Origin of the sequence: Streptomyces sp. NPDC059788 (assembly GCF_042732265.1) — a bacterium.
GTDB lineage: Bacteria > Actinomycetota > Actinomycetes > Streptomycetales > Streptomycetaceae > Streptomyces.
On the sequence record NZ_JBHWHY010000025.1, the window covers coordinates 93,491 to 113,032 of the forward strand.

At 72.6% G+C, this 19,542-nt stretch carries 19 protein-coding genes; 10 read left to right on the forward strand and 9 right to left on the reverse strand.

Features of this window, described 5'->3' with window-relative positions; translation table 11 throughout:
- Positions 1 to 8 precede the first annotated feature (8 nt).
- Positions 9 to 749, reverse strand: a complete 741-nt coding sequence (locus ACFV57_RS22565; RefSeq protein WP_385235068.1) for a response regulator transcription factor — start codon at positions 747 to 749, stop codon at positions 9 to 11.
- A 339-nt stretch (positions 750 to 1,088) separates the two neighbouring features.
- Here ACFV57_RS22565 and ACFV57_RS22570 point away from each other — a divergent pair, with 339 nt between their 5' ends.
- From ACFV57_RS22570 to ACFV57_RS22605, 8 genes are all read left to right on the forward strand, one after another.
- Positions 1,089 to 1,874, forward strand: coding sequence for an amino acid ABC transporter ATP-binding protein (locus ACFV57_RS22570; protein WP_385235071.1), 786 nt, complete (start codon positions 1,089 to 1,091; stop codon positions 1,872 to 1,874).
- A 55-nt stretch (positions 1,875 to 1,929) separates the two neighbouring features.
- Positions 1,930 to 2,838 (forward strand): glutamate ABC transporter substrate-binding protein, encoded by a 909-nt coding sequence (locus ACFV57_RS22575; RefSeq protein WP_385235074.1) that lies wholly within the window; start codon positions 1,930 to 1,932, stop codon positions 2,836 to 2,838.
- Between the two features lie 272 nt (positions 2,839 to 3,110).
- Entirely contained in the window at positions 3,111 to 3,758 is a 648-nt protein-coding gene (locus ACFV57_RS22580; RefSeq protein WP_385235077.1) for an amino acid ABC transporter permease, read from the forward strand.
- On the forward strand, positions 3,755 to 4,765 hold the full coding sequence (locus ACFV57_RS22585; RefSeq protein ID WP_385235080.1) for an amino acid ABC transporter permease: 1,011 nt from the start codon (positions 3,755 to 3,757) through the stop codon (positions 4,763 to 4,765). Before ACFV57_RS22580 ends, ACFV57_RS22585 begins: the two co-directional genes overlap by 4 nt.
- Before the next feature lie 163 nt (positions 4,766 to 4,928).
- On the forward strand, positions 4,929 to 6,929 hold the full coding sequence (locus ACFV57_RS22590; RefSeq protein ID WP_385235082.1) for an FAD-dependent monooxygenase: 2,001 nt from the start codon (positions 4,929 to 4,931) through the stop codon (positions 6,927 to 6,929).
- A gap of 462 nt (positions 6,930 to 7,391) precedes the next feature.
- The gene (locus ACFV57_RS22595) at positions 7,392 to 7,478 is read left to right on the forward strand and encodes a putative leader peptide (protein ID WP_385235197.1); all 87 of its coding nucleotides are present in this window, start codon (positions 7,392 to 7,394) and stop codon (positions 7,476 to 7,478) included.
- A gap of 77 nt (positions 7,479 to 7,555) precedes the next feature.
- On the forward strand, positions 7,556 to 8,095 hold the full coding sequence (locus ACFV57_RS22600) for a cysteine dioxygenase (RefSeq protein WP_385235085.1): 540 nt from the start codon (positions 7,556 to 7,558) through the stop codon (positions 8,093 to 8,095).
- Positions 8,092 to 8,469, forward strand: a complete 378-nt coding sequence (locus ACFV57_RS22605) for a rhodanese-like domain-containing protein (RefSeq protein ID WP_385235088.1) — start codon at positions 8,092 to 8,094, stop codon at positions 8,467 to 8,469. The genes ACFV57_RS22600 and ACFV57_RS22605 overlap by 4 nt, the downstream gene beginning before the upstream one ends.
- Before the next feature lie 129 nt (positions 8,470 to 8,598).
- Here the strand turns inward: ACFV57_RS22605 and ACFV57_RS22610 are convergent, their stop codons facing one another.
- The 7 genes from ACFV57_RS22610 to ACFV57_RS22640 form a co-directional block, all read right to left on the reverse strand.
- On the reverse strand, positions 8,599 to 9,747 hold the full coding sequence (locus tag ACFV57_RS22610; RefSeq protein ID WP_385235091.1) for a hypothetical protein: 1,149 nt from the start codon (positions 9,745 to 9,747) through the stop codon (positions 8,599 to 8,601).
- 804 nt (positions 9,748 to 10,551) lie between these two features.
- The gene (gene recX, locus ACFV57_RS22615) at positions 10,552 to 11,241 is read right to left on the reverse strand and encodes a recombination regulator RecX (RefSeq protein ID WP_385235094.1); all 690 of its coding nucleotides are present in this window, start codon (positions 11,239 to 11,241) and stop codon (positions 10,552 to 10,554) included.
- 6 nt (positions 11,242 to 11,247) lie between these two features.
- Positions 11,248 to 12,375 (reverse strand): recombinase RecA, encoded by a 1,128-nt coding sequence (gene recA, locus ACFV57_RS22620; protein ID WP_385235097.1) that lies wholly within the window; start codon positions 12,373 to 12,375, stop codon positions 11,248 to 11,250.
- A gap of 477 nt (positions 12,376 to 12,852) precedes the next feature.
- The gene (locus tag ACFV57_RS22625) at positions 12,853 to 14,220 is read right to left on the reverse strand and encodes an AI-2E family transporter (RefSeq protein ID WP_385235200.1); all 1,368 of its coding nucleotides are present in this window, start codon (positions 14,218 to 14,220) and stop codon (positions 12,853 to 12,855) included.
- Between the two features lie 343 nt (positions 14,221 to 14,563).
- Complete coding sequence (locus ACFV57_RS22630) at positions 14,564 to 14,758, reverse strand: DUF3046 domain-containing protein (protein ID WP_385235100.1); 195 nt, start codon at positions 14,756 to 14,758, stop codon at positions 14,564 to 14,566.
- A gap of 308 nt (positions 14,759 to 15,066) precedes the next feature.
- On the reverse strand, positions 15,067 to 16,437 hold the full coding sequence (locus ACFV57_RS22635) for an MFS transporter (RefSeq protein ID WP_385235102.1): 1,371 nt from the start codon (positions 16,435 to 16,437) through the stop codon (positions 15,067 to 15,069).
- Between the two features lie 127 nt (positions 16,438 to 16,564).
- Positions 16,565 to 17,047, reverse strand: a complete 483-nt coding sequence (locus ACFV57_RS22640) for a hypothetical protein (protein WP_385235104.1) — start codon at positions 17,045 to 17,047, stop codon at positions 16,565 to 16,567.
- A 586-nt stretch (positions 17,048 to 17,633) separates the two neighbouring features.
- Between ACFV57_RS22640 and ACFV57_RS22645 the strand changes: the two genes are divergently transcribed.
- Entirely contained in the window at positions 17,634 to 18,569 is a 936-nt protein-coding gene (locus ACFV57_RS22645) for a hypothetical protein (protein ID WP_385235107.1), read from the forward strand.
- On the opposite strand, the gene ACFV57_RS22650 is transcribed toward ACFV57_RS22645, so the two are convergent.
- Positions 18,556 to 19,086 carry a PucR family transcriptional regulator gene (locus tag ACFV57_RS22650; protein ID WP_385235110.1) on the reverse strand — a complete coding sequence of 177 codons (531 nt, stop codon included), beginning with the start codon at positions 19,084 to 19,086 and terminating at the stop codon, positions 18,556 to 18,558. The two genes, ACFV57_RS22645 and ACFV57_RS22650, sit on opposite strands and share 14 nt — an antisense overlap.
- A 32-nt stretch (positions 19,087 to 19,118) precedes the next feature.
- Between ACFV57_RS22650 and ACFV57_RS22655 the strand changes: the two genes are divergently transcribed.
- The gene (locus ACFV57_RS22655; protein WP_385235113.1) at positions 19,119 to 19,481 is read left to right on the forward strand and encodes a hypothetical protein; all 363 of its coding nucleotides are present in this window, start codon (positions 19,119 to 19,121) and stop codon (positions 19,479 to 19,481) included.
- Positions 19,482 to 19,542 lie beyond the last annotated feature (61 nt).

Here is a 19,542-nt window from a genome sequence, read left to right on the forward strand (position 1 = left end):
GCCGACCGTCAGGAGGCCGGGCCGGCCGGCGTCACGGCTGCGGGCGGCGCGACGAGCCGGTAGCCGACCCCGCGCACCGTCTCGATCAGCGCGGGCATCCCCAGCTTGGCGCGCAGCGACGCGATGTGCACCTCCAGGGTCCGGCCGGTCCCCTCCCAGCTGGTGCGCCACACCTCGCTGATGATCTGCTCGCGCCGGAAGACGACGCCCGGCCGCTGCGCGAGCAGCGCGAGCAGGTCGAACTCCTTGCGGGTCAGGGGCACGGCGGCGCCGTCCACGCAGACCTGCCGGGTGGACAGGTCGACCGTGACGGCGCCGAGCCGCAGCCCCTCGCGCGGGCCGCCCTCCTCGGCGGGCGGCTCACCGGCGGCGGCCGGCGCGCTGGTGCGGCGACGGCTGACGGCGTGGATACGGGCGAGCAGTTCGCCGGTGTCGTAGGGCTTGACGACGTAGTCGTCCGCGCCGAGGTTCAGGCCGTGGATGCGCGAGCGTACGTCCGCCCGCGCGGTCACCATGATCACCGGGCTGCTGCTGATCTTCCGGATGCGCCCGCACACCTCGAAGCCGTCCTGGTCGGGCAGGCCGAGGTCGAGCAGCACCACCCCGAAGGGCTCCTGGTCGCCGGGGAGCAGGGCGTGCAGCGCCTCCTCGCCGCTGCGCGCATGGGTGACGTCGAAGCCGTGCCGGGACAGCACGGCGGACAGGGCGGCCGCGACATGGTCGTCGTCCTCCACGAGCAGCAGCCGCACCGGCCCCCTCCTCACGATGTGTGCCCGGTCGCGCATATCTGGACGCGCAGGTGCATAGGTGTACGCCCGCACGCGGGCGCGTACAGGTCGCGGGCCGTCCGCGGAGCGGCCAAAAGGCATCTACGGCGATGGACGGCACGCACGTCAAGGGGGTATTCCCGGAGGGGCGGTTCCGTTATGCAGCCGGTACACCGGGGCGCGGGTCCCGCGCGCCCCGTTCACGCCGCGTGTCCCTTCGCGGCCGTATCGTTATGCTCAAATCCCGCTCAGATGTAATGACGCTGGTCGCAGGGCGTTACTAGGGTCCTCCCCAACCGAGGAGGACGGAGCTGTACGCCGATGAGCGAAGTATCGGTGACCAAGAGCGACAAGGGGCCCGCGCCGGCGGGCGACCCGCTGGTCGTGCTGGACAACGTGAACAAGCACTTCGGCGCGCTGCACGTACTCCAGGACATCGACCTGACCATCCGGCGCGGTGAGGTGGTCGTGGTGATCGGGCCCTCCGGGTCCGGCAAGTCGACGCTGTGCCGCACGATCAACCGGCTGGAGACCGTGGACTCCGGCTCCATAGCGATCGACGGCAAGCCGTTGCCGCAGGAGGGGCGCGAGCTGGCACGGCTGCGCGCCGACGTGGGCATGGTCTTCCAGTCCTTCAACCTCTTCGCGCACAAGACGGTGCTGGAGAACGTGATGCTGGGCCAGACCAAGGTCCGCCGCACGGACAAGAAGACGGCGGAGGAGAAGGCCCGGGCCCTGCTGGACCGGGTGGGGGTCGGCACCCAGGCGGACAAGTACCCCGCCCAGCTGTCCGGTGGACAGCAGCAGCGGGTGGCGATCGCACGGGCCCTGGCGATGGACCCCAAGGTCATGCTTTTCGACGAGCCGACCTCCGCACTCGACCCGGAGATGATCAACGAGGTGCTGGAGGTCATGCAGCAGCTCGCCCGGGACGGCATGACGATGGTCGTGGTCACACACGAGATGGGCTTCGCCCGCTCGGCGGCCAACCGTGTGGTCTTCATGGCGGACGGCCGCATCGTCGAAGAGGCCGAGCCGAACCAGTTCTTCAACAACCCGCGCAGCGACCGGGCCAAGGACTTCCTTTCGAAGATCCTCCACCACTGACCCCGCGGCCGGTCATCATGATTGCCAACTTCCGCTGAACCAAAGGATGTTCACCATGAGGATTCGTAAGACGGCCGCGGCGGGTGCGGTGGTGCTCGCGCTGACGGCGACGGCGACCGCATGCGGCGGCGAGTCGGGCACGGCCGGCGACAAGGCAGCCGGCGAGAAGGTCTTCAGCGGGACGTACCCGGTCAACGACAAGGCCGACCTGAACTCGGCGACCTGGAAGGCCGCCAAGAAGGCCGGGAAGATCACCATCGGCGCCAAGGCCGACCAGCCCTTCCTCGGCTTCCAGGACACCACCGGCAAGCGGACCGGCTTCGACATCGAGATCGCCAAGATGATCGCGGCGGACCTGGGCTTCTCCGAGAAGCAGATCGAGTTCAAGACGATCGACTCCAACGTCCGCGAGACCGCGATCGCCAAGGGCCAGGTCGACTACTACGTCGGTACGTACACGATCAACGAGGAGCGCAAGAAGCAGGTCGGCTTCGCGGGCCCGTACTACACCGCGGGCGCGGACCTCCTGATCCGCAGGGACGACAAGTCGATCACCGGCCCGGACACCGTCAAGGGCAAGAAGGTCTGCTCGATCGTCGGCTCCACCCCGCTCCAGGAGATCAAGAAGCCGAAGTACGGCGCCCAGACCACCGAGCTGGGCAAGTACTCGCTGTGCGTCAAGCAGCTCCTCGACGGCCAGGTGGACGCGGTCACCACGGACGACGCGATCCTCAAGGGGTACGCGGCCGAGCGGCCCTCCAAGCTGAAGGTCGTCGGCAAGCCGTTCACCAAGGAGCCGTACGGCGTCGGCCTGCAGAAGGACGACAAGGTGCTGCGCGACGCGATCACCGACGCGCTGGAGAAGCACATCAAGAACGGCGACTACAAGAAGGCGTACGAAGGCACCCTCGGCAAGTCCGGGACCAGCTTCGTCGCGCCGCAGACGCCGCTGCCCCGCGACTGATCCAGGTCGCGCACCGCTGTCCGCCGCCCGCACGCCCCGTACGCCGCCTCGGCGGGCGTACGGGGCGTGGGTGCCTGAGGACCGGCGCGCCCCGGGCAGCCCGCGCGTACGCCGTCGCGGACCGCGCCCGCACCCCGGGCCGTACACCTGTACGCCGCGCACGCGGACACCCGCACGCCGGGCCGCGCTCCCGTACCCCGCGCGCCGCGCACGCCCCGCGCCGGGCCGTCCACCCGTCCGCCGCTGACCCTGACCGCTACCGCGGAGAACCCATGAACGTACTCCTCGACTACCTCCCCGAGTTCCGCACCGGGTTCCTCGGAACCGTGTCGCTCACCGCGGCCAGCGCGGCGCTCGCCATCCTGCTGGGCCTCCTCATAGCCGGTTTCCGGGTCTCGCCGGTGCCCCCGCTGCGCGCCTTCGGGACGGCCTGGGTGACGCTGCTGCGCAACACCCCGCTCACCCTGCTGTTCCTGGTCGCCTTCTTCGTCGTCCCGCAGATCCTCTTCCCGGGCACCAGCCCGTTCGTGCTGGCGACGCTGGCCCTCGGCTTCTACACGTCCTCGTTCGTCTGCGAGGCCGTGCGCTCGGGCATCAACACCGTGCCGCTGGGCCAGGCGGAGGCGGCCCGCAGCATCGGCATGACCTTCATCCAGACGCTGCGCATGATCATCCTGCCGCAGGCCACCCGCACCGTGATCCCGCCGCTGAGCAGCATCCTGATCGCGCTCACCAAGAACTCGGCCATCGCGGGCGCCTTCAGCAACACCGAGCTGTTCAACGTCTCCAAGCTGCTCAACGACCAGGGCCGGCCGATCGGCTGGATCTTCCTCTGGATCGCCCTCGCCTACTTGATCATCACGTTCGCCATCAGCGGCATCTTCCGGCTGCTCGAACGCCGCCTGGAGGTGGCCCGATGACCAGCGTCCTGTACGACGCCCCGGGGCCCAAGGCCAAGGTCCGCAACCGCGTCTACACCGTCGTGGGCGCGCTCGCCGTCCTCGGCCTGCTCGTCTTCGTCGTGCTGCGGCTGGCCGCCAAGGGCCAGTTCGAGCCGGAGATGTGGAACATCTTCAACAACGCGGGCGTACGGACCAACATCCGCAACGGCGTCCTGACGACCCTCCAGGTCTTCGCGGTGGCCGCGGTGCTCTCCCTCGCCCTCGGCGTGCTGCTGGCGATCGCCCGGCTCTCCGACCACAAGCCGGTGCGCTGGCTGGCGACCGGCTTCATCGAGCTCTTCCGGGCCGTCCCGCTGCTGATCACGATCTACGCCCTGTGGGTGATCCTGCTCTCCTACAAGGAGGAGCTGGGCCTGACCGGCGACACCCCGCAGTTCTGGGCGCTGGTCGTCGGCCTGACCGTCTACAACGGCTCGGTGCAGGCGGAGGTGCTGCGCGCCGGTATCAACGCGGTCCCCAAGGGCCAGCGCGAGGCCGCGTACGCGCTCGGCATGAGCAAGACGCAGGTCATGACGACGGTGCTGATCCCGCAGGCCGTCCGGGCGATGCTCCCGACGATCATCAGCCAGCTGGTGGTGACCCTCAAGGACACCTCGCTCGGCTACGTCATCACCTTCGAGGAACTGCTCTACACGATCCAGCAGATGGCGAGCACCATCGTCGTCAACGACGAGAACCCGTACGTCCCGATGATCATCGTGGCCGGCGCGATCTACGTGGCGATGTGTCTGGCGCTGTCCGGGCTGGCCAACTGGATCGAGCGGCGCGGCCGCCGGGCCAAGACCGGCATCGTGATGGCCGGGGCCGCCGAGCCGGTCACCGCGACGGACGCGCTGGACGTGGTGACCGAGCCCGCTCCCGCGCCCGCCCACCGGCGCCCGGACGGCTTCGACGCGGGCGGCGGGGACGCCGCCCCGCCGAGCGGCCCCGCCGACCGCGCCCCGGGCGGCGGCGCCGGGGGCTGACGGTGTGACACCGTGGACGGGGGCAGTGCCGCGTGCGCCGCTGCCCCCGTCACTTGACGCGGGGGCCCGCAATGGGTTGCATACGCTGTGTGATCGCGCACCGGGTTCCAACTGCCAGTTCCTGTACGTCCCGTAAGCACCCGCGGACCGGGGGAGCCACGCCGTGGACCCGGTGATCGTCGTCGGGGCCGGCCCCGTCGGCCTCGCGCTCTCCCTCTCCCTCGCCCGCCTCGACGTACCGTGCGTCGTCCTGGACGAAGCCCCCGGTGCCTGCGACCCGCGGCCCGCCCGCACGGTCGTACTGCGCCCGGACACCACCGCGTATCTGAACCGGCTCGGCTGCGGCCCCGCCCTGGAGACGGCGGGCACGCGCTGGGCGGCATGGCGCGCGGTGCGCAGGCGCCGCCTGCTCGAACGGGTGGAATTCGGCCCGGACAACCCCTCCCCCCTGCACGTGCCGCAGCACGCGCTGACCCGGGCGCTGCGGACCGCGCTCGCCGCGGAGCCCCTCGTCCGGATCGTCGCCGACAGCCGGCTCGACGAGCTGCGGCAGGACGAGTACGGGGTCAGCGCCCACACCCGCGGCCACAACGGCGCCTGGTGGCGTGCCAGTTATCTGGTCGGCTGCGACGGTCCGCGTTCGACGGTCCGCAAACTGCTGGAGATCCGCTTCCCCGGCCGCACGGCGGTCGAGCGCCATGCGGTCGCGGCCCTGCGCACGGAACTTCCCTGGCCGGGCGAGGCCTTGCTGCACCGCTCCCCCGCGCGCCAGGGCGGCGGCGGGTCCGGCGGCGAGGTGACGGCCCGGCCGCTGCCCGGCGGGCTGTGGCGGCTGGACTGGCTGCTGCCGCCCGGACGCGACCTGGTCACCCCGGACGCGCTGGTGGCCCGCATCCGCGACTCGCTGGCGGTGTGGTCCGCCGAGGCGGCGTCGGGCAGCGGGTCGGGGGCCGGCATCGAGGGCGGGCCGGGCGCTTCGGGGGCGGGGGCCGGTTTCGGGGCCGGCGCGGGGCTGTCGCATGGGGCGGGGGCGGGGGCGTCGCATGGGGCCGCGGGCTCCGGGGGCCCGCGCGAGCCGCACATCCCGTCCGTGCCGCCGTACGAACTGCTCGACACCGGTGTGCACACGGTGCACCACCGGCTGGCGCGGCGCTGGCGGCGCGGGCGCGCCTTCCTCGCCGGGGACGCCGCCCACCTGCTCGGCGCCCTGGGCACGCAGGGCCTGGACGAGGGCCTGCGGGACGCCGAGAACCTCGCGTGGAAGCTGGCACTGGCCTGGCACCAGGGCGCGTCGGACGCCCTGCTGGACAGCTATCAGGCCGAGCGCAGGGGCGCGGTCACGGCCCGGCTGCGCGCCGCCGACCGGGCGCTGCCGCTGCTGCGCGACGGCGAGCGGGGTGGCCGGTGGCGAGCCGTACTCCCGGGGGCCGCCCGTGGGCACACGGCGATGCTCACCGACGGGCACCTGGGGCGCGGGCCGCTCGGCGCGCCCCCCGCGTACGCCCGCTCGCCGCTCGCGGCGGCCATCGACCCGTCGTGCGCGATGACGGTCGCGACGCAGGTCGGCGCGCCGGTCGCGGACGTCCCGGTGACGGCCTCGGACGGGTCCCAGGTGCCGCTGCGCACGCGGCTGGGCCAGGGGCTGCTGGTGGTGCTGGTCGCGCCGGGTACGGGCGTGTGGGACCGGCGGCACTGGAAGTCGGCGGGCCTGATGCCGCGGCTGTCGAAGACGGTCGACGCGCTGCCGATGCGCGCGGAGGTGCTCGTCGCCGAGGCATATCCGGGCGCGGTGGCGCACACCGTCCTGGTCGTACGGCCGGACGGGCACCTGGTCGCGGCGATGGGCGGCGTCCGCCCGGCGGAGCTGTACGCGTGCGCGGACGCGGTGCGGGGCGGGCCTGTGGGGGCCACGGTGGGCGGTGAGCCCCGTGGCGGTGCGGACGGTCCCGACGGGCGGTCGGCGGCGGGCCATGTCGGGGGACGGGACGGCGGTCGGGACGGTGGGACTTCGGATGGCGTGCACGAGGGGGCGCGCGAAGGGGCGTACTCGGATACGGCGCGGCCGGCCGGGGGGCCGCCGCCCGTCGGCGACACGTTCCCGGGAGCGGGCACGGATGCCTCCCGGTCCACGTCCGAGTCGGAGGTGCGGTCGGCCCGCGGTTGACGCTGTTGCCGCTGTTGCCGCTGTTGCCGCTGTTGACCTTGCCGGGGCTGTGCGGGGGGGGGGGCTGGGTGCAAGCCGTAGGAAGGCTGTGCCCGTGGATGAGTGTCCGAGTGCCTCTCGGGGCGCCATGGGTGATGGTCGGTGGGTGGCCCCGTATCCCGGGTGTCGTGTGAGGGGCCGTCGAGCCCGCCCTCGTATGAGGCGCCGTCGGACTCGTACGTATGACGTACCTCGTACGGGGTGCCGTCGGCCCTGCATCTCGTATGGGGCACCGTCGGCCTCGTAGCTCGCATGGGGCGTCGTCGGCCTCGTAGCTCGTACGGGGCGCCGTCGGCCTTGGGAGGAGGCGGTGCCGGCCTCGTACTACACCGCGTGGGGCGGCCGGTTGGCGCCTCCACGCGCAGCCTCGTGGGCCCGGTCCGCGGTTGACCCTGCGGGAAGCCCCGTGCTTGACTCCGGAACGTGACGGAGAACAGTTCGCGCTTCTGGCGGAGGGTCCATCTGGACCTGGTCCGCTACGCGGGCTGCGTGTGTCGTCCGTCCTGCTGATCCGCATCCCTTTCTTCCCGCGCGCCGCCGCGTTCCGCCGCCCGCGCGCCTCTTCGCGATCACTCAGGACGGTCCCTGTGCCCGATGTACGTACTCCCGCGCGCCCGCGCCGTGCCGCCCCCGGCGGTCCGAGTGCGACCGAACTCCTCGACTTCGCCCGCCGCACCGCCGCCGACACCGCGCTCGTCGCCTCCCTGCCCCTCGACCCCGAAGGCCGTACCTGGATCCGCTTGGAGGGGCCCGGCGGCAGCGAGGCGTGGCTGATCGGCTGGCCGCCCGGCACGGGCACCGGCTGGCACGACCACGGCGGCTCGCACGGCGCGTTCGCCGCCGCTTCGGGCGAGCTGACCGAACAGTCCCTCGCCGCCCAACTGCCCACCGAGGGCTGGAAGACGCTGGAACTGGCGGACGGCGTGGACCGGCAGCGGAAGCTGGCCGACGGCCGCGGCCGGGCCTTCGGCCCGCACCACGTCCACCAGGTGCTCAACCTCTCCGAAGACGCCCACGCCGTCTCGGTACACGCCTACTACCCGCCGCTTCCCCTGATGCGCCGCTACAGCCGCACCGGTCCCGTCCTGCGCCTCGAAGAGGTCGAGCGCCCCGAGGACTGGCTGTGAGCGCCGTCGACGCGCTCCTGGAGGCGGCACGCGCCGAGCTGGACCGGGTGTCACCGGGGCAGGCCGCGGCGCTCCAGCGGGACGGTGGGCTCCTGGTGGACATCCGTTACGCGGCTCTTCGCGATCGCGACGGCACCATTCCGGGCGCGCTGATCGTCGAACGCAACGAACTGGAGTGGCGCCTCGACCCCACCGGCGCCCACCGCGCCCCCGAAGCCACCGGTCACGATCTGGCGGTGGTGGTCGTCTGCAACGAGGGCTACGCGTCGAGCCTCGCGGCGGTGTCCCTGCGACAGCTGGGCCTGTACCGGGCGACCGACCTGGTGGGCGGCTTCCAGGCGTGGCGGGCGGCGGGGCTGCCGGTTCACGGGTGAGGTGATGGCGGGGCGGGGCCGTTCCGGGGGCGGGCGGGTCCGTCCCACGGGGCGGGCCTGTCGGCGAGGGGCAGCCTTGGCGGCAGAGGGGAAGCGGGCCTGACCGTCGACGGGGCCGCCGCCTTCGGCTCAGCGTGCGGCGGCGTCGAACTGCCGCACCACGAGAGGCAGGGCTTTGCGTACCGTCTCGTTGTGGTCGACGTCTCCCACGTCGGTCAGCCGGTGATCGGCCCCTTCCGCGGTCAACTGGCGCTGACAGTGGAGGGCATTGGCGAACGCCACGTCCTTGTCGCCGGAGGCGTGGTACAGACGCACCGGCACATCCGGTCGCCAGTCACAGGTCGTGTCCAGCGCCTTCAGCCGCTGCCGCAGCTTCCCCGTGGGCTTGCGAATCCGGTCCAGGAATTCCGGCGTGAAGAGCTTCTCCGAGGTCGCCGGCAGCGCGGCGGCGATCTCCGACGCCTTGTGGTCACCGTCGAAGAGGCTCTCCACCATCTCGTCGTACGGAGCGCGGAACGCCTGCCCCGGCGTGTCGTACAGGCCGTACATCCGGTCCCAGGCGGTCGCGAAGTAGGCGAGATAGAGCGACGACCGGACGATCTCGTCGTCGGCCGCGGCGGCCTCGAACCCGCTCAGGTCGAAGGGGCCGGCGATCGGGGCGAGCGCGCCCAGGCGGAAGTACGGGTCGGTGCCCTGCTGCAGGGCCCGGCCGACCATCATGGTGGCGGGCCCGCCCTGGGAGAAACCGCCGACCAGTACACGCCTGTCAAGACTGCGGTGGTCCCGCCGGACGAACGCGCGGGCCGCGCGCAGCGCGTCGACCGAGGCGGTGACGGTCGCCTGCGGATGCCCGTACGGGTGGGTGCCGGGGCCTTCGCCCAGGCCGAGGTAGTCCGGCGCGGACACGGCCCGGCCGGTCGAGGCGAAGAGCAGGGCCGCCGCGCGGTCGGTGGACTGCTCGTTCACCGAGGCCACGTCGCCCCGGTACACGGTGGTGCCGTGCAGCCAGGACACGACCCGGAGGGCGCGCTCGCCGTTCTTGGGTGTGGCGACCAGTTCGCTGGCCGTGGTCGGTCCGCCGTTGACGCCACGGGTGCGGTAGACGACTCGGTGGGCCCGTACGCCGTAGCGGACCTGGGCCGCATCGATACCGGCCTGCTCCAAGCGCGCCGCGACCTCCTTCGCGTCCAGGTCGGCGACGAGGGTGACGGAGACGACCGACCCGGGCGCCGCGGCCGCCGTCGCTGCGGTGGTGGTCCCGGCCGTAGCCGTAGCCATGGATGTTGCCGTGGCCGAGGATGCGGCGAGTACGACTGCGGCGCACCCCAGGGCGAGAGCACCGGGTGCGGTGAACCGGCCACGGATTCGAGTGAAGATCATGGACCGCACTCTGCCGTGCACAGCGGACTCGGCACATTGCGGCCAACCTCCTTGCCCACGGGGGGTTTTCCCCCGCACGCCCTCGACGCCGGCCCCCGGCGGCAGAGCTACGGCCTCCGCGCTGACACATTCGATCAGGATGTTGCGGGCGACGGACGGCGGGCGGCGAGCTGCGGACGGCTGGCCGCGGTGTTCCGATGCCGCGTGGCGGGCGACGGCCCGGTACGGGTACGAGCCGCGGCAGGGGCGCGGGCACTGCCACCGTACGGGCACGGCCGGGGTACGGGCGTGGTCGGCGTACGGGCACGGCCGGGGTACGGGTGTGGTCGGCGTACGGGCACGGGCCGCGGCAGCCATACGGGCGTGGCCTGGGCACAGGCGCGTCCAATATCCCGCCGCGTCCTATATCCCGCCGTGCGGGCAGGCCTGGCATCCCGCTGACCGGGGCCGGGCGCCCGGGCATGAGCGCCTTGCCGACGTGATCACCGTGCCGATGTGATCATCACCCGATCGGGGGGGCGGCAATCGGGCCCGGACGGCAATCGGGCGCGGACGGCTGCCGGGCGCAAGGCGCGTACTGGCACAGACGACGGCCCGTCGTGTACGGCTGCCGGGCGCGGGCCGTACCGGTCGCGAGTGGCGGCCTGCCTGGGCGGTGTCCAGACCTGAACCGCGACCGGGCGCGTACGGCGCCCGCCGTCCTCACACCTCGGGCAGGTAATACCCCACCAGTTCCGGGTCCTCCCCCTCCTCCTCCAGCGCCTGTCGGACCACCCGCAGAGCGAGCCCTTCCGGGTAACCCTTGCGCGCCAGCATCCCCGCGAGGCGGCGTATCCGTTTCTCGCGGTCCAGGCCGCGGGTCGTCCGCAGCTTGCGGTCGACCAGCTCGCGGGCCGTGCGCTCCTCCTGCTCGGAGTCCAGCTGTCCGAGAGCCTCGTCGACCGTGGCCGAGTCCACGCCCTTGGTACGCAGTTCGCGGGCGAGCGCCCGGCGGGCCAGCCCCCGGCCGTGGTGCCGGGACTCCACCCAGGCGTCGGCGAACTTCGCGTCGTCGATCAGCCCCACCTCCTCGAAGCGGGACAGCACCTCCTGCGCGGCGTCCTCGGGGATGCCTCGCTCGTGCAGGGCGTCCCCGAGCTGCTTGCGCGTCCGCGCGGACCCGGTGAGCAGGCGCAGGCAGATGGCCCGCGCCTGCTCCTCGGGCGTACGCGGTGGCTCCGCCTCGGCCCTCGACGAGGAGGAACCACCGCCGTCCTTGCGTTTCCTACGGTTCTCGGCGCCGCCCGCAGCGCTGCCGCTACCGCCCCGGCCGTCGTCGTCACGCCCCCCGTCGTGACCGACGTCGCCGTGGCCGTAGCTGTGGTCGTCGGGCCATTCCGTTCGCCGCGTCACGATGGACTAGCTCTTGGCCGCGGCGGCCTTGGTGCCCTTGGTGCCCTTGGCGGCCGGTGCCGGTACGGACTTGGCCGGGGCCTCCGCGCCGTCCGCCGCGCCCGCCGCGTCCGCGCCGGGCTCCGCCAGGGCCTCCGGCTTCACGCCGATGCCCAGCTTCTCCTTGATCTTCTTCTCCACCTCGTTGGCGAGGTCGGGGTTGTCCTTGAGGAAGTTGCGGGCGTTCTCCTTGCCCTGACCGAGCTGGTCGCCCTCGTAGGTGTACCAGGCGCCGGACTTGCGGATGAAGCCGTGCTCCACACCCATGTCGATCAGGCCGCCCTCGCGGCTGATGCCCTGGCCGTACAGGATGTCGAACTCGGCCTGCTTGAAGGGCGGGGCGACCTTGTTCTTGACGACCTTGCAGCGGGTGCGGTTGCCGACCGCTTCGGTGCCGTCCTTGAGAGTCTCGATACGGCGGATGTCGATGCGCACCGAGGCGTAGAACTTCAGGGCGCGGCCACCGGTCGTGGTCTCCGGCGAGCCGAACATCACGCCGATCTTCTCGCGGAGCTGGTTGATGAAGATCGCGGTGGTCTTGGACTGGTTGAGCGCGCTGGTGATCTTCCGGAGCGCCTGGCTCATCAGACGGGCCTGGAGACCCACGTGGGAGTCGCCCATCTCACCCTCGATCTCGGCCCGGGGCACCAGCGCGGCGACCGAGTCGATCACGATGAGGTCGAGCGCGCCGGAGCGGACCAGCATGTCCGTGATCTCCAGGGCCTGCTCACCGTTGTCCGGCTGGGACAGGATCAGTGCGTCCGTGTCCACACCCAGCTTCTTGGCGTACTCGGGGTCGAGCGCGTGCTCCGCGTCGATGAAGGCGACGGAGCCGCCGGCCTTCTGCGCGTTCGCCACCGCGTGCAGGGTCAGGGTCGTCTTGCCGGAGGACTCCGGGCCGTAGACCTCCACCACGCGGCCGCGCGGGATGCCGCCGACGCCGAGCGCGACATCGAGTGCGGTCGACCCGGTGGGGATGACCTCGATGGGCTCGTTCGGGCGCTCGCCCATGCGCATCACGGCGCCCTTGCCGAATTGCCGTTCAATCTGTGCGAGCGCGGCGTCCAGCGCCTTCTCGCGGTCAGTGCCTGCCATGGCTTCCACCCGGTTTGCTTGAGTCGATCGCTTCACGTCCATGACGCTAACGCCTGCCACTGACAATGCGCCCGGACCCGGCTCCGGCCTGTGGATAACTCCCGGGAACTCCGGGCGGAAACACGGGTCGGACGTCTCATAAGAATAGATGTTCGATTTTGATGTCAAGCGCACCACGCGTCCCCGGCCGCTCGACTTGGCACTCGGCGACGTGGGTCGTGCGCCCGTGCGGCGAGGGCGCAGCCACGTCAGGGGCATGTCAACGATGCCCCCAAGGGCTCCGCCGCCGGGCCACTCCGGCGGACTGCTCCCGCGGAGCGGCCCGGTGGACGGTTCGCGGCCGGCCAGGCACGGCGCACCCGCCACGCTCACCTCCGGGAGGCCGCACGGCGGGCGCCGGCGGCCGAGCGCGGGAAGGGGGTCCGGACGGTGCCATTCGGCGATCCAGCCGGAGATCGAGGAACGTCTGCCCGCCCCTCACTCGCCCTTGCTCCCCGAGCCCCGCTCGCCCCCGTCCCGCCCCTCCTGGCCGTCCCGCCGGTCCGGGCCGACCCGGCCGTCCGGGCCACCCCGCCGGTCCGGTCCTCGGCGCCCTTCCGAGCCCGGCCCGTCGCCACCCCGGCTGTCACTATCCCGGCCGATGCTGCCCCGTCCGCCGTCGCCCCCTCCGCCGTCGCCCCGCCCGCCGTCGCCCCGATCACCGTCGGTCCCCCGGCCCTCCAGCGGCGCGGTCGGAGGGTCGGCGTGGAGGGTGCGGCGGAGCCGTCGTAGGGCCGAGGAGGCGCGGCGGCGTCCGCCGCCGCGGACCCGTACGTCGTCCGTGACCTCGTACCGCTTCACGTACGCCCCCAGGAACGCCTGCAGCGTCGCGGTCGCCGGGATGGCGATCAGCGCGCCGACCGCGCCCATCAGCGCCGTACCGGCGATCACCGAACCGAAGGCGACGGCCGGATGGATGTCCACGGTCTTGGCCGTGATGCGGGGCTGGAGCAGGTAGTTCTCGAACTGCTGGTAGATCACGACGAAGCCGAACACCCACAGCGCATACCAGGGATTGACGGTGAAGGCGATCAGGATCGGCAGCGCGCCCGCGAGGTATGTGCCGATGGTCGGGATGAACTGCGAGACCAGACCCACCCACATGCCGAGGGCCGGTGCGTACGGCACGCCGAGGATCTCCAACAGGACGTAGTGCGCGACGCCGGAGATCAGCGCCATCAGGCCGCGGGAGTAGAGGTACCCGCCCGTCTTGGCGACCGCGATCTCCCAGGCGCGCAGCACCTCGGTCTGCCGGGACGGCGGCAGGACCGAGCACAGGGCGCGGCGCAGCCGGGGGCCGTCGGCGGCGAAGTAGAAGGAGAACAGCGCCACCGTCAGGAGGTTGAACAGGCTGCCCAGGACGGTCGCCGAGACGGCGAGCACATTGTTGGCGCTGTCCTGGACGTACTTCTGCAGCCAGTCGGATTTCAGCAGGTTGTTCTGCACCTCGACGCGCGAGAGGTGGGTGTGGAAGGTGGTGTTGATCCAGCTGATCACCGAGTCCAGGTACTGCGGGAACTCCTGGACCATGGTCGCGATCTGGCCCGCGAGCATCGAGCCGAGGAGCGCGAAGAAGCCCGCGGTCCCGACGAGTATCCCGAGGAAGACCAGGCCGGTGGCGGCTCCGCGCCGCATCCCGCGGGCCGCCATCCAGTCCACGGCCGGCTCGACGGCCAGGGCGAGGAAGAAGGCGATCAGCACGTTCAGCAGCAGCGAGATGAGCTGGTGGAAGCCCCAGCTGGCGAGCTGGAAGCACGCCACGAGGGCGAGCGCCAGCACCATGGCGCGGGGCAGCCACCGCGGCATCCGCTCGGCGGGTCCGCGGCTTGGTTCGTCGTGGCTGGTGGAATTCTCGGTCGCTGGCACGGGCCCAGTGTCGCGCACGGGACTGACAACTCCCGCCCTGCCCCGCTCACCGGGGGGCCGCCCACCGCCACCCGATACGTCCGTGCGGCTCCGGCTCGCACCGGCGCCCCGCCGCGGTCCGGCCCCGGCGGCGCGCCCCGCCCCGGCCCCGTCCGATGCGACCGTACGCCCAGCCGCCACGTACGCCCCGCACCCCGCACCCCGTCCGGCTCCCGCCCCGCGCCCGCTCCCAGGGCGTGTCCGCAAAGTCCCGCCCCCGGCTCCCGCCGCGCGCCCCGCCCCGTCAGCGCTTGTCGTACGGCACGTCCATCGTCGTGCAGACCACCCGCCAGACGTCCTTCGCCTCCCACCCGTCCGCCAGCGCCTGGTGCACGGTCCGTCCGCCGAGCCCGGCCATCACATGATCACGCGCGAACGAGTCCGCGTAGGACTCACCGAAGTGGTCCGCCATCCGCCGCCAGAAGACCGTCAACCGCATGGAATCCACTCCGCACTCACTCTGACCTGCACTTTCCTCTTCCCGCACGCCCGCGTCACCGCACGACCGCACGTACTGCCGCACAGCTGCGCGTGTCCTGCACGCCGACACGCGGCCGACCGTCAGGCACGCGTCCCGGGAGGAGCACTTCCCTGCCCCACCGCGCCGCCCCACGCCCTGCGGCCCCATGCCGCGCCGCCCCGTGCCCCGCCCCTCCGCGCCCAGTACTCAGGCATGAAGCACGCCACGCCAGGCATGAAGCGCGCACGCCGCGTACGTACGCAGGCTAAGCCCCGAGGGCCACCCCATCATTCCCGCCCCACGGCCACCCGCCGAGTCGCCTCCAGGATGTTCTCCTCGCGGATCGTCCGGAGGAAGGGCAGCAACAACAGCGCGCACGCGAGCGCGCCGAGGCCGAAGACCAGTCGGGGGCCGACGAATTGGGCCAGCAGGCCGGCCAGTGCGGCGCCCAGGGGCATTCCTCCCCAGCCGATGAGGCGGCTGGCGCTGCTGACGCGGCCCAGTAGTTCGTCGGGGATCAGCTGCTGGCGCAGTGTGACCACGGTGACGTTCCACAGGCCGCTGCCGAGGCCGCCCACGAACGTCGCCGCCCCGACGATCCACGGCTGTGCCGTCAGCACGGGTGTGCCGAGCATGATCACGCTGGTGACGACGTCGACGGCGAGGAGGTTGCGCGCGCCGAGGAGGCCGCGGGCCCGGCCCGCGAGGAGCGAGCCCAGTACGCCACCGAGTGCGAGCGTGGTCAGCAGCAGGCCGTACCCGGTGCCGCTGAGGCCCATGGGGCCGGGTGCCACGGCGTACAGCACCAGGACCGCGCTCCACGCGCTCCATGCCGCCGCCATCACGCAGACCATGATGGCGAGGTTCCACAGCACCGGCTGCCGCCGCAGGTACCGCAGGCCCTCGGAGAGTTCGTCCCGCAGCCGGGGCTTCGCGACGGGCCCCGTGCCGCCGTCCGCAACGTCGCCCGTACCGCCGTCCGTCCCGTCGCCTGCCCCGTCGCCCCTGCCGCTCTCCGTCCCATTGCCCGCCCCGCCGTCCGCCCTGTTCCACCCGCCGCGCAGGCGGGGGTCGTAGCGGCCCTGCAGAAGCAGGAGCACCGCCCCCGCCGCCACCGCGTACAGGCCCGCGATGCTCAGGGTGGCGGTGACGGCGCCGATGCCGACGAGCAGGCCACCCAGGGGCGGTCCCACGAACTCGTTCAGGGACGAGCGGCTGCTCTCCAGGCGGGAGTTGGCACCGTCGAGCCGGTCGCGCGGCACGATCATGGGCAGTACGGAGGTGGTGGTGAGGTCCGCCACGAGTTCGGCCGTGCCGAGTAGGAAGGCCACCGCGTACAGGGTGGGCAGCGGCGCCACGTCTCCCGTGAGGGCGAGCGCCAGCAGGGCCAGTGCCGCCGTGCGCAGCACGTGCGCCCACAGGATCAGGCGGCTGCGTTCCGCCCGGTCGATGAGGATGCCGATGGCCAGCGTGCACATCACGTACGGCAGCGTCTGGGCCCATTTCACCCCCGCCACCAGCCCGGGCGACGAGGTGAGGGTGAGGGCCGTCAGCGGCAGGACGATCATCACCAGGCCGTCGGCGAGACTGCTCAGCCCGTAGGAGACCCACAGCCCGGCGAAGTCCCGCCGGGCGGCGGAGGGTGCGCCTGTGCTCATCCGCTGCCTTTCATGAGGTGCTCGGGCTGCCCCGGCGGACGGGGGCCATGGAGGACCCTCGGCGCACAGGGACGACCGCCCCCGACGCATCGGGGACGGCCATCAGGATGTCTCTGTTGCGGCACCCTCAACAGAGAAGGGCGCACGTGGCGCGGGTGAACGTTCCCTCACCGTGGCTGCGTACGGTGTGGGCGAAGGCGGCCCGGTGGTTGGCAGGCGCCGGAACGGCACCTTCCGCCTTGAGCCCGAAGGGAGCGATCACGGCGCGGCTCTGCTCACCGACGCAGTGCACGCCGCGGTTGGCGAGGATGGTCTCGGCGAGCCGGCCACCGAGCCCGTCGAGCGAGTCGCCCGACCAGGTGGAGACCGTGTACTGGCCGTCCTCGGCCTGCTCGAAGAAGCGGATGTGCGCCTGTCCCGCGCTTTCCGTGAGGAGGATGAAGATGCGGCGGTCGGGGAGTTCCATGTCCAGGCCGTCCATCTTGTGCAGGATGGCCTCCGGGTCGCCGTAGAAGTCGTGGACTTCCGGCGTCCAGGAGTAGGAGACGCAACCGAGAGCGGTCTCCGCCTGCTGTGTCTGCGCCGCAGTCTGCACCGTTGTGGTCACCATCGGGCTCCAATCAGCGGGTGCCGTCGAACGGCACCGAGTGGTCAGTGCGCGCAGGTCCATACTTGTCGGCGGGCAACCCGAAGGACAGGCCGCTTCCCGTCACCGTCGTCCCCCCGTCTTCCACGCGCGTGGACCGGAACCCCGGCATCCCGTACGCCCGTGGTGCGAAGTCTTCTGACAGGTGGGCCCGGAGGCGCCATGCCGCGGTGCCATCTGTTGCCGGGCGCCTGGACCGGGATGTTCCGGCCGGGGTCGGGGTGGGGGCCGGGGCTGGCGCATTCCGGTGGGTGTGGCAGGAAGTGCGCGCACCTCTCGGTGCCCCGCGCAAAAAGGTGATTACCGGGATGTGACCGGAGCAGGCGGACAGCGGGGCGGCCGGGACGGAACAGCGGCGCGGGCGGACGACGGGGCGACGGGTGCGGGCGGACAGAGGCGCGGCCGGGGTGGCCGGGCGGCGGGACAGCCGGGAGGAGCGACCGTCCGCCGCCGGACGGACGTCAACCCCGTATGTCCCGTACGCCGCCCCTGAGAGTGCAGCCCTGTCCGTGCCGGTGCCGGGCGGCGCCCGCGGCCCTACCGTCGGTCCATGGCGGAAAACGGAGCACCTCAGCCGACCCCACTGACGCGTGCCGAACGCTTCATCTGGCTCACTGCCCGGGTGCTCGAACAGCGCCGTTTCGCACACCACTTCCTGGGCGGGAGCGCGGACGGTGTCGACGCCGCGCTGGCCGCGTACGCGAATTCCGACGGCGGCTACGGGCATGCCCTGGAGCCCGACCTGCGCGGACCGGTCAGCCAGCCGCTGCACACCGCACACGCCCTGCACGTCCTCGACCTCATCGGGCGCTGCGGCGGCCAACGGGCCGAGCGGATCTGCCGCTACCTCACCGAGGTGTCCACCCCACAGGGCGCGCTGCCCGCCCTGCACCCCTCGCTGCGCGGCTACCCGGCCGCGCCGTGGCTGCCGGTGCTCGACGACCCGCCGAGCGACCTCCTGGCCACCGGCCCCGTCGTGGGACTGCTGCACCGCAACGAGGTGTGGCACGCCTGGCTGTTCCGGGCCACGGACTTCTGCTGGCAGACGGTGGAGGCGGCGGAGTTCCTGGAGAGGACCCATCCGTACGAGGCCCAGGCGGCGCTCGCCTTCCTGGAGGGCGCACCGGACCGGCCGCGCGCCGAGGCCGCCGCGCAGCGCCTGGGCGCGGTGGTGCGCGAGCGGCGGCTGGTCCTCCTGGACCCGGACCGCGCGGCGGACACGCCCGCACCCGACGGCTACGCGCCCGGTGAGCACCACTTCGCGTACGACTACGCGCCCATGCCGGGCTCGCTCGCCCGCCGCTGGTTCACGGACGCGGAGACTGACCGGGCGCTGGACCACCTCGCCGCCCTTCAGCGGGAGGACGGCGGCTGGCCCGTGAACTGGCGCGTGTGGGCCCCTGGGACCGCCCTGGAGGGCCGCCCGATGGTGACACTCAAGGCGTTGCTGGCCCTGCGCGCGTACGGGCGCCTCACCGGCCGGTAGTGGGCGGCGCGCCGGGCCCGTCGCCCTGGCGCAGCAGCAGCGCCGTCAGCGCGAGTGCGGTGCCGTGGGGCGACGTCAGGTCGATGCCGGTCAGTGCGGCGATCCGGGCGAGCCGGTTGTCCACGGTGTTCGGGTGCAGCCCGAGTGCGCGGGCGGTCGCCCGGCGGTCCTGGCGCTCCCCCAGGTGCGTGCGCAGCGTTTCGGTCAGCTCGGGGCGGCCGTCGAGCGGGGCGAGCAGCGCGGCGATGGGACCGCTGCTCTCGTCGCGGCGCGAGAGGTGGAATTCGAGCAGTACGTCGTCGAGGCGGTGGAATCCGGCGGGCCGGCCGCAGACGCGCGCGATGCGGATGACTTCGGAGGCGGTGCGGGCGGCGTACGGAATGCCCTCCGGGCGCTCGGCGCGCGCGGCGGCGCGCCGCGCCTCCACGCCGCACGCCCGGCGCAGCCGCTCCCCCATGCCGTCGCGGACGGCGGCGCCGCCCGGGACGAGGGCGTACCCGCCGCCGGCGTCCAGCAAGGTGAGTACCTCGGTACCGAACTCCCGGTCCAGTGCGGCCTGCAGGCGTCGCAGGGTTCTGCGCCGAGGATGCCCCCCTGGGCCCTGAAAAGGAAGTCGCCGAGTTCGACGAGTGCCTCCGCCTCGCCGGGGCCCGCCTCCTGGCGCAGTGCCTGCCACAGCGCGTACTCCCCCAGCGCATGGGCCCGCAGCAGCAGGTGCAGCGACATGCCCTCCTCGGCGCGCTGCGCGGCGCGCTCGCGGAACACGCCGTAGTCACCGTGCTGCCCCTCGGGGTCGCGGACCCGGCGCAGGAAGAGGCGCACGCCGTGCCGGACCGTGGCGGCCACCTCCCTGTCCTTCAGGTCGCCGGGCAGCTCCGCGTAACCGGGGAGGCCCTCGAAGGCGCCCCGTGACATCCGCCGGGCCAGCTCGTTGACCCGTGGCTCGCAGCGCAGTGCGAGGGCGCGGGCGGCG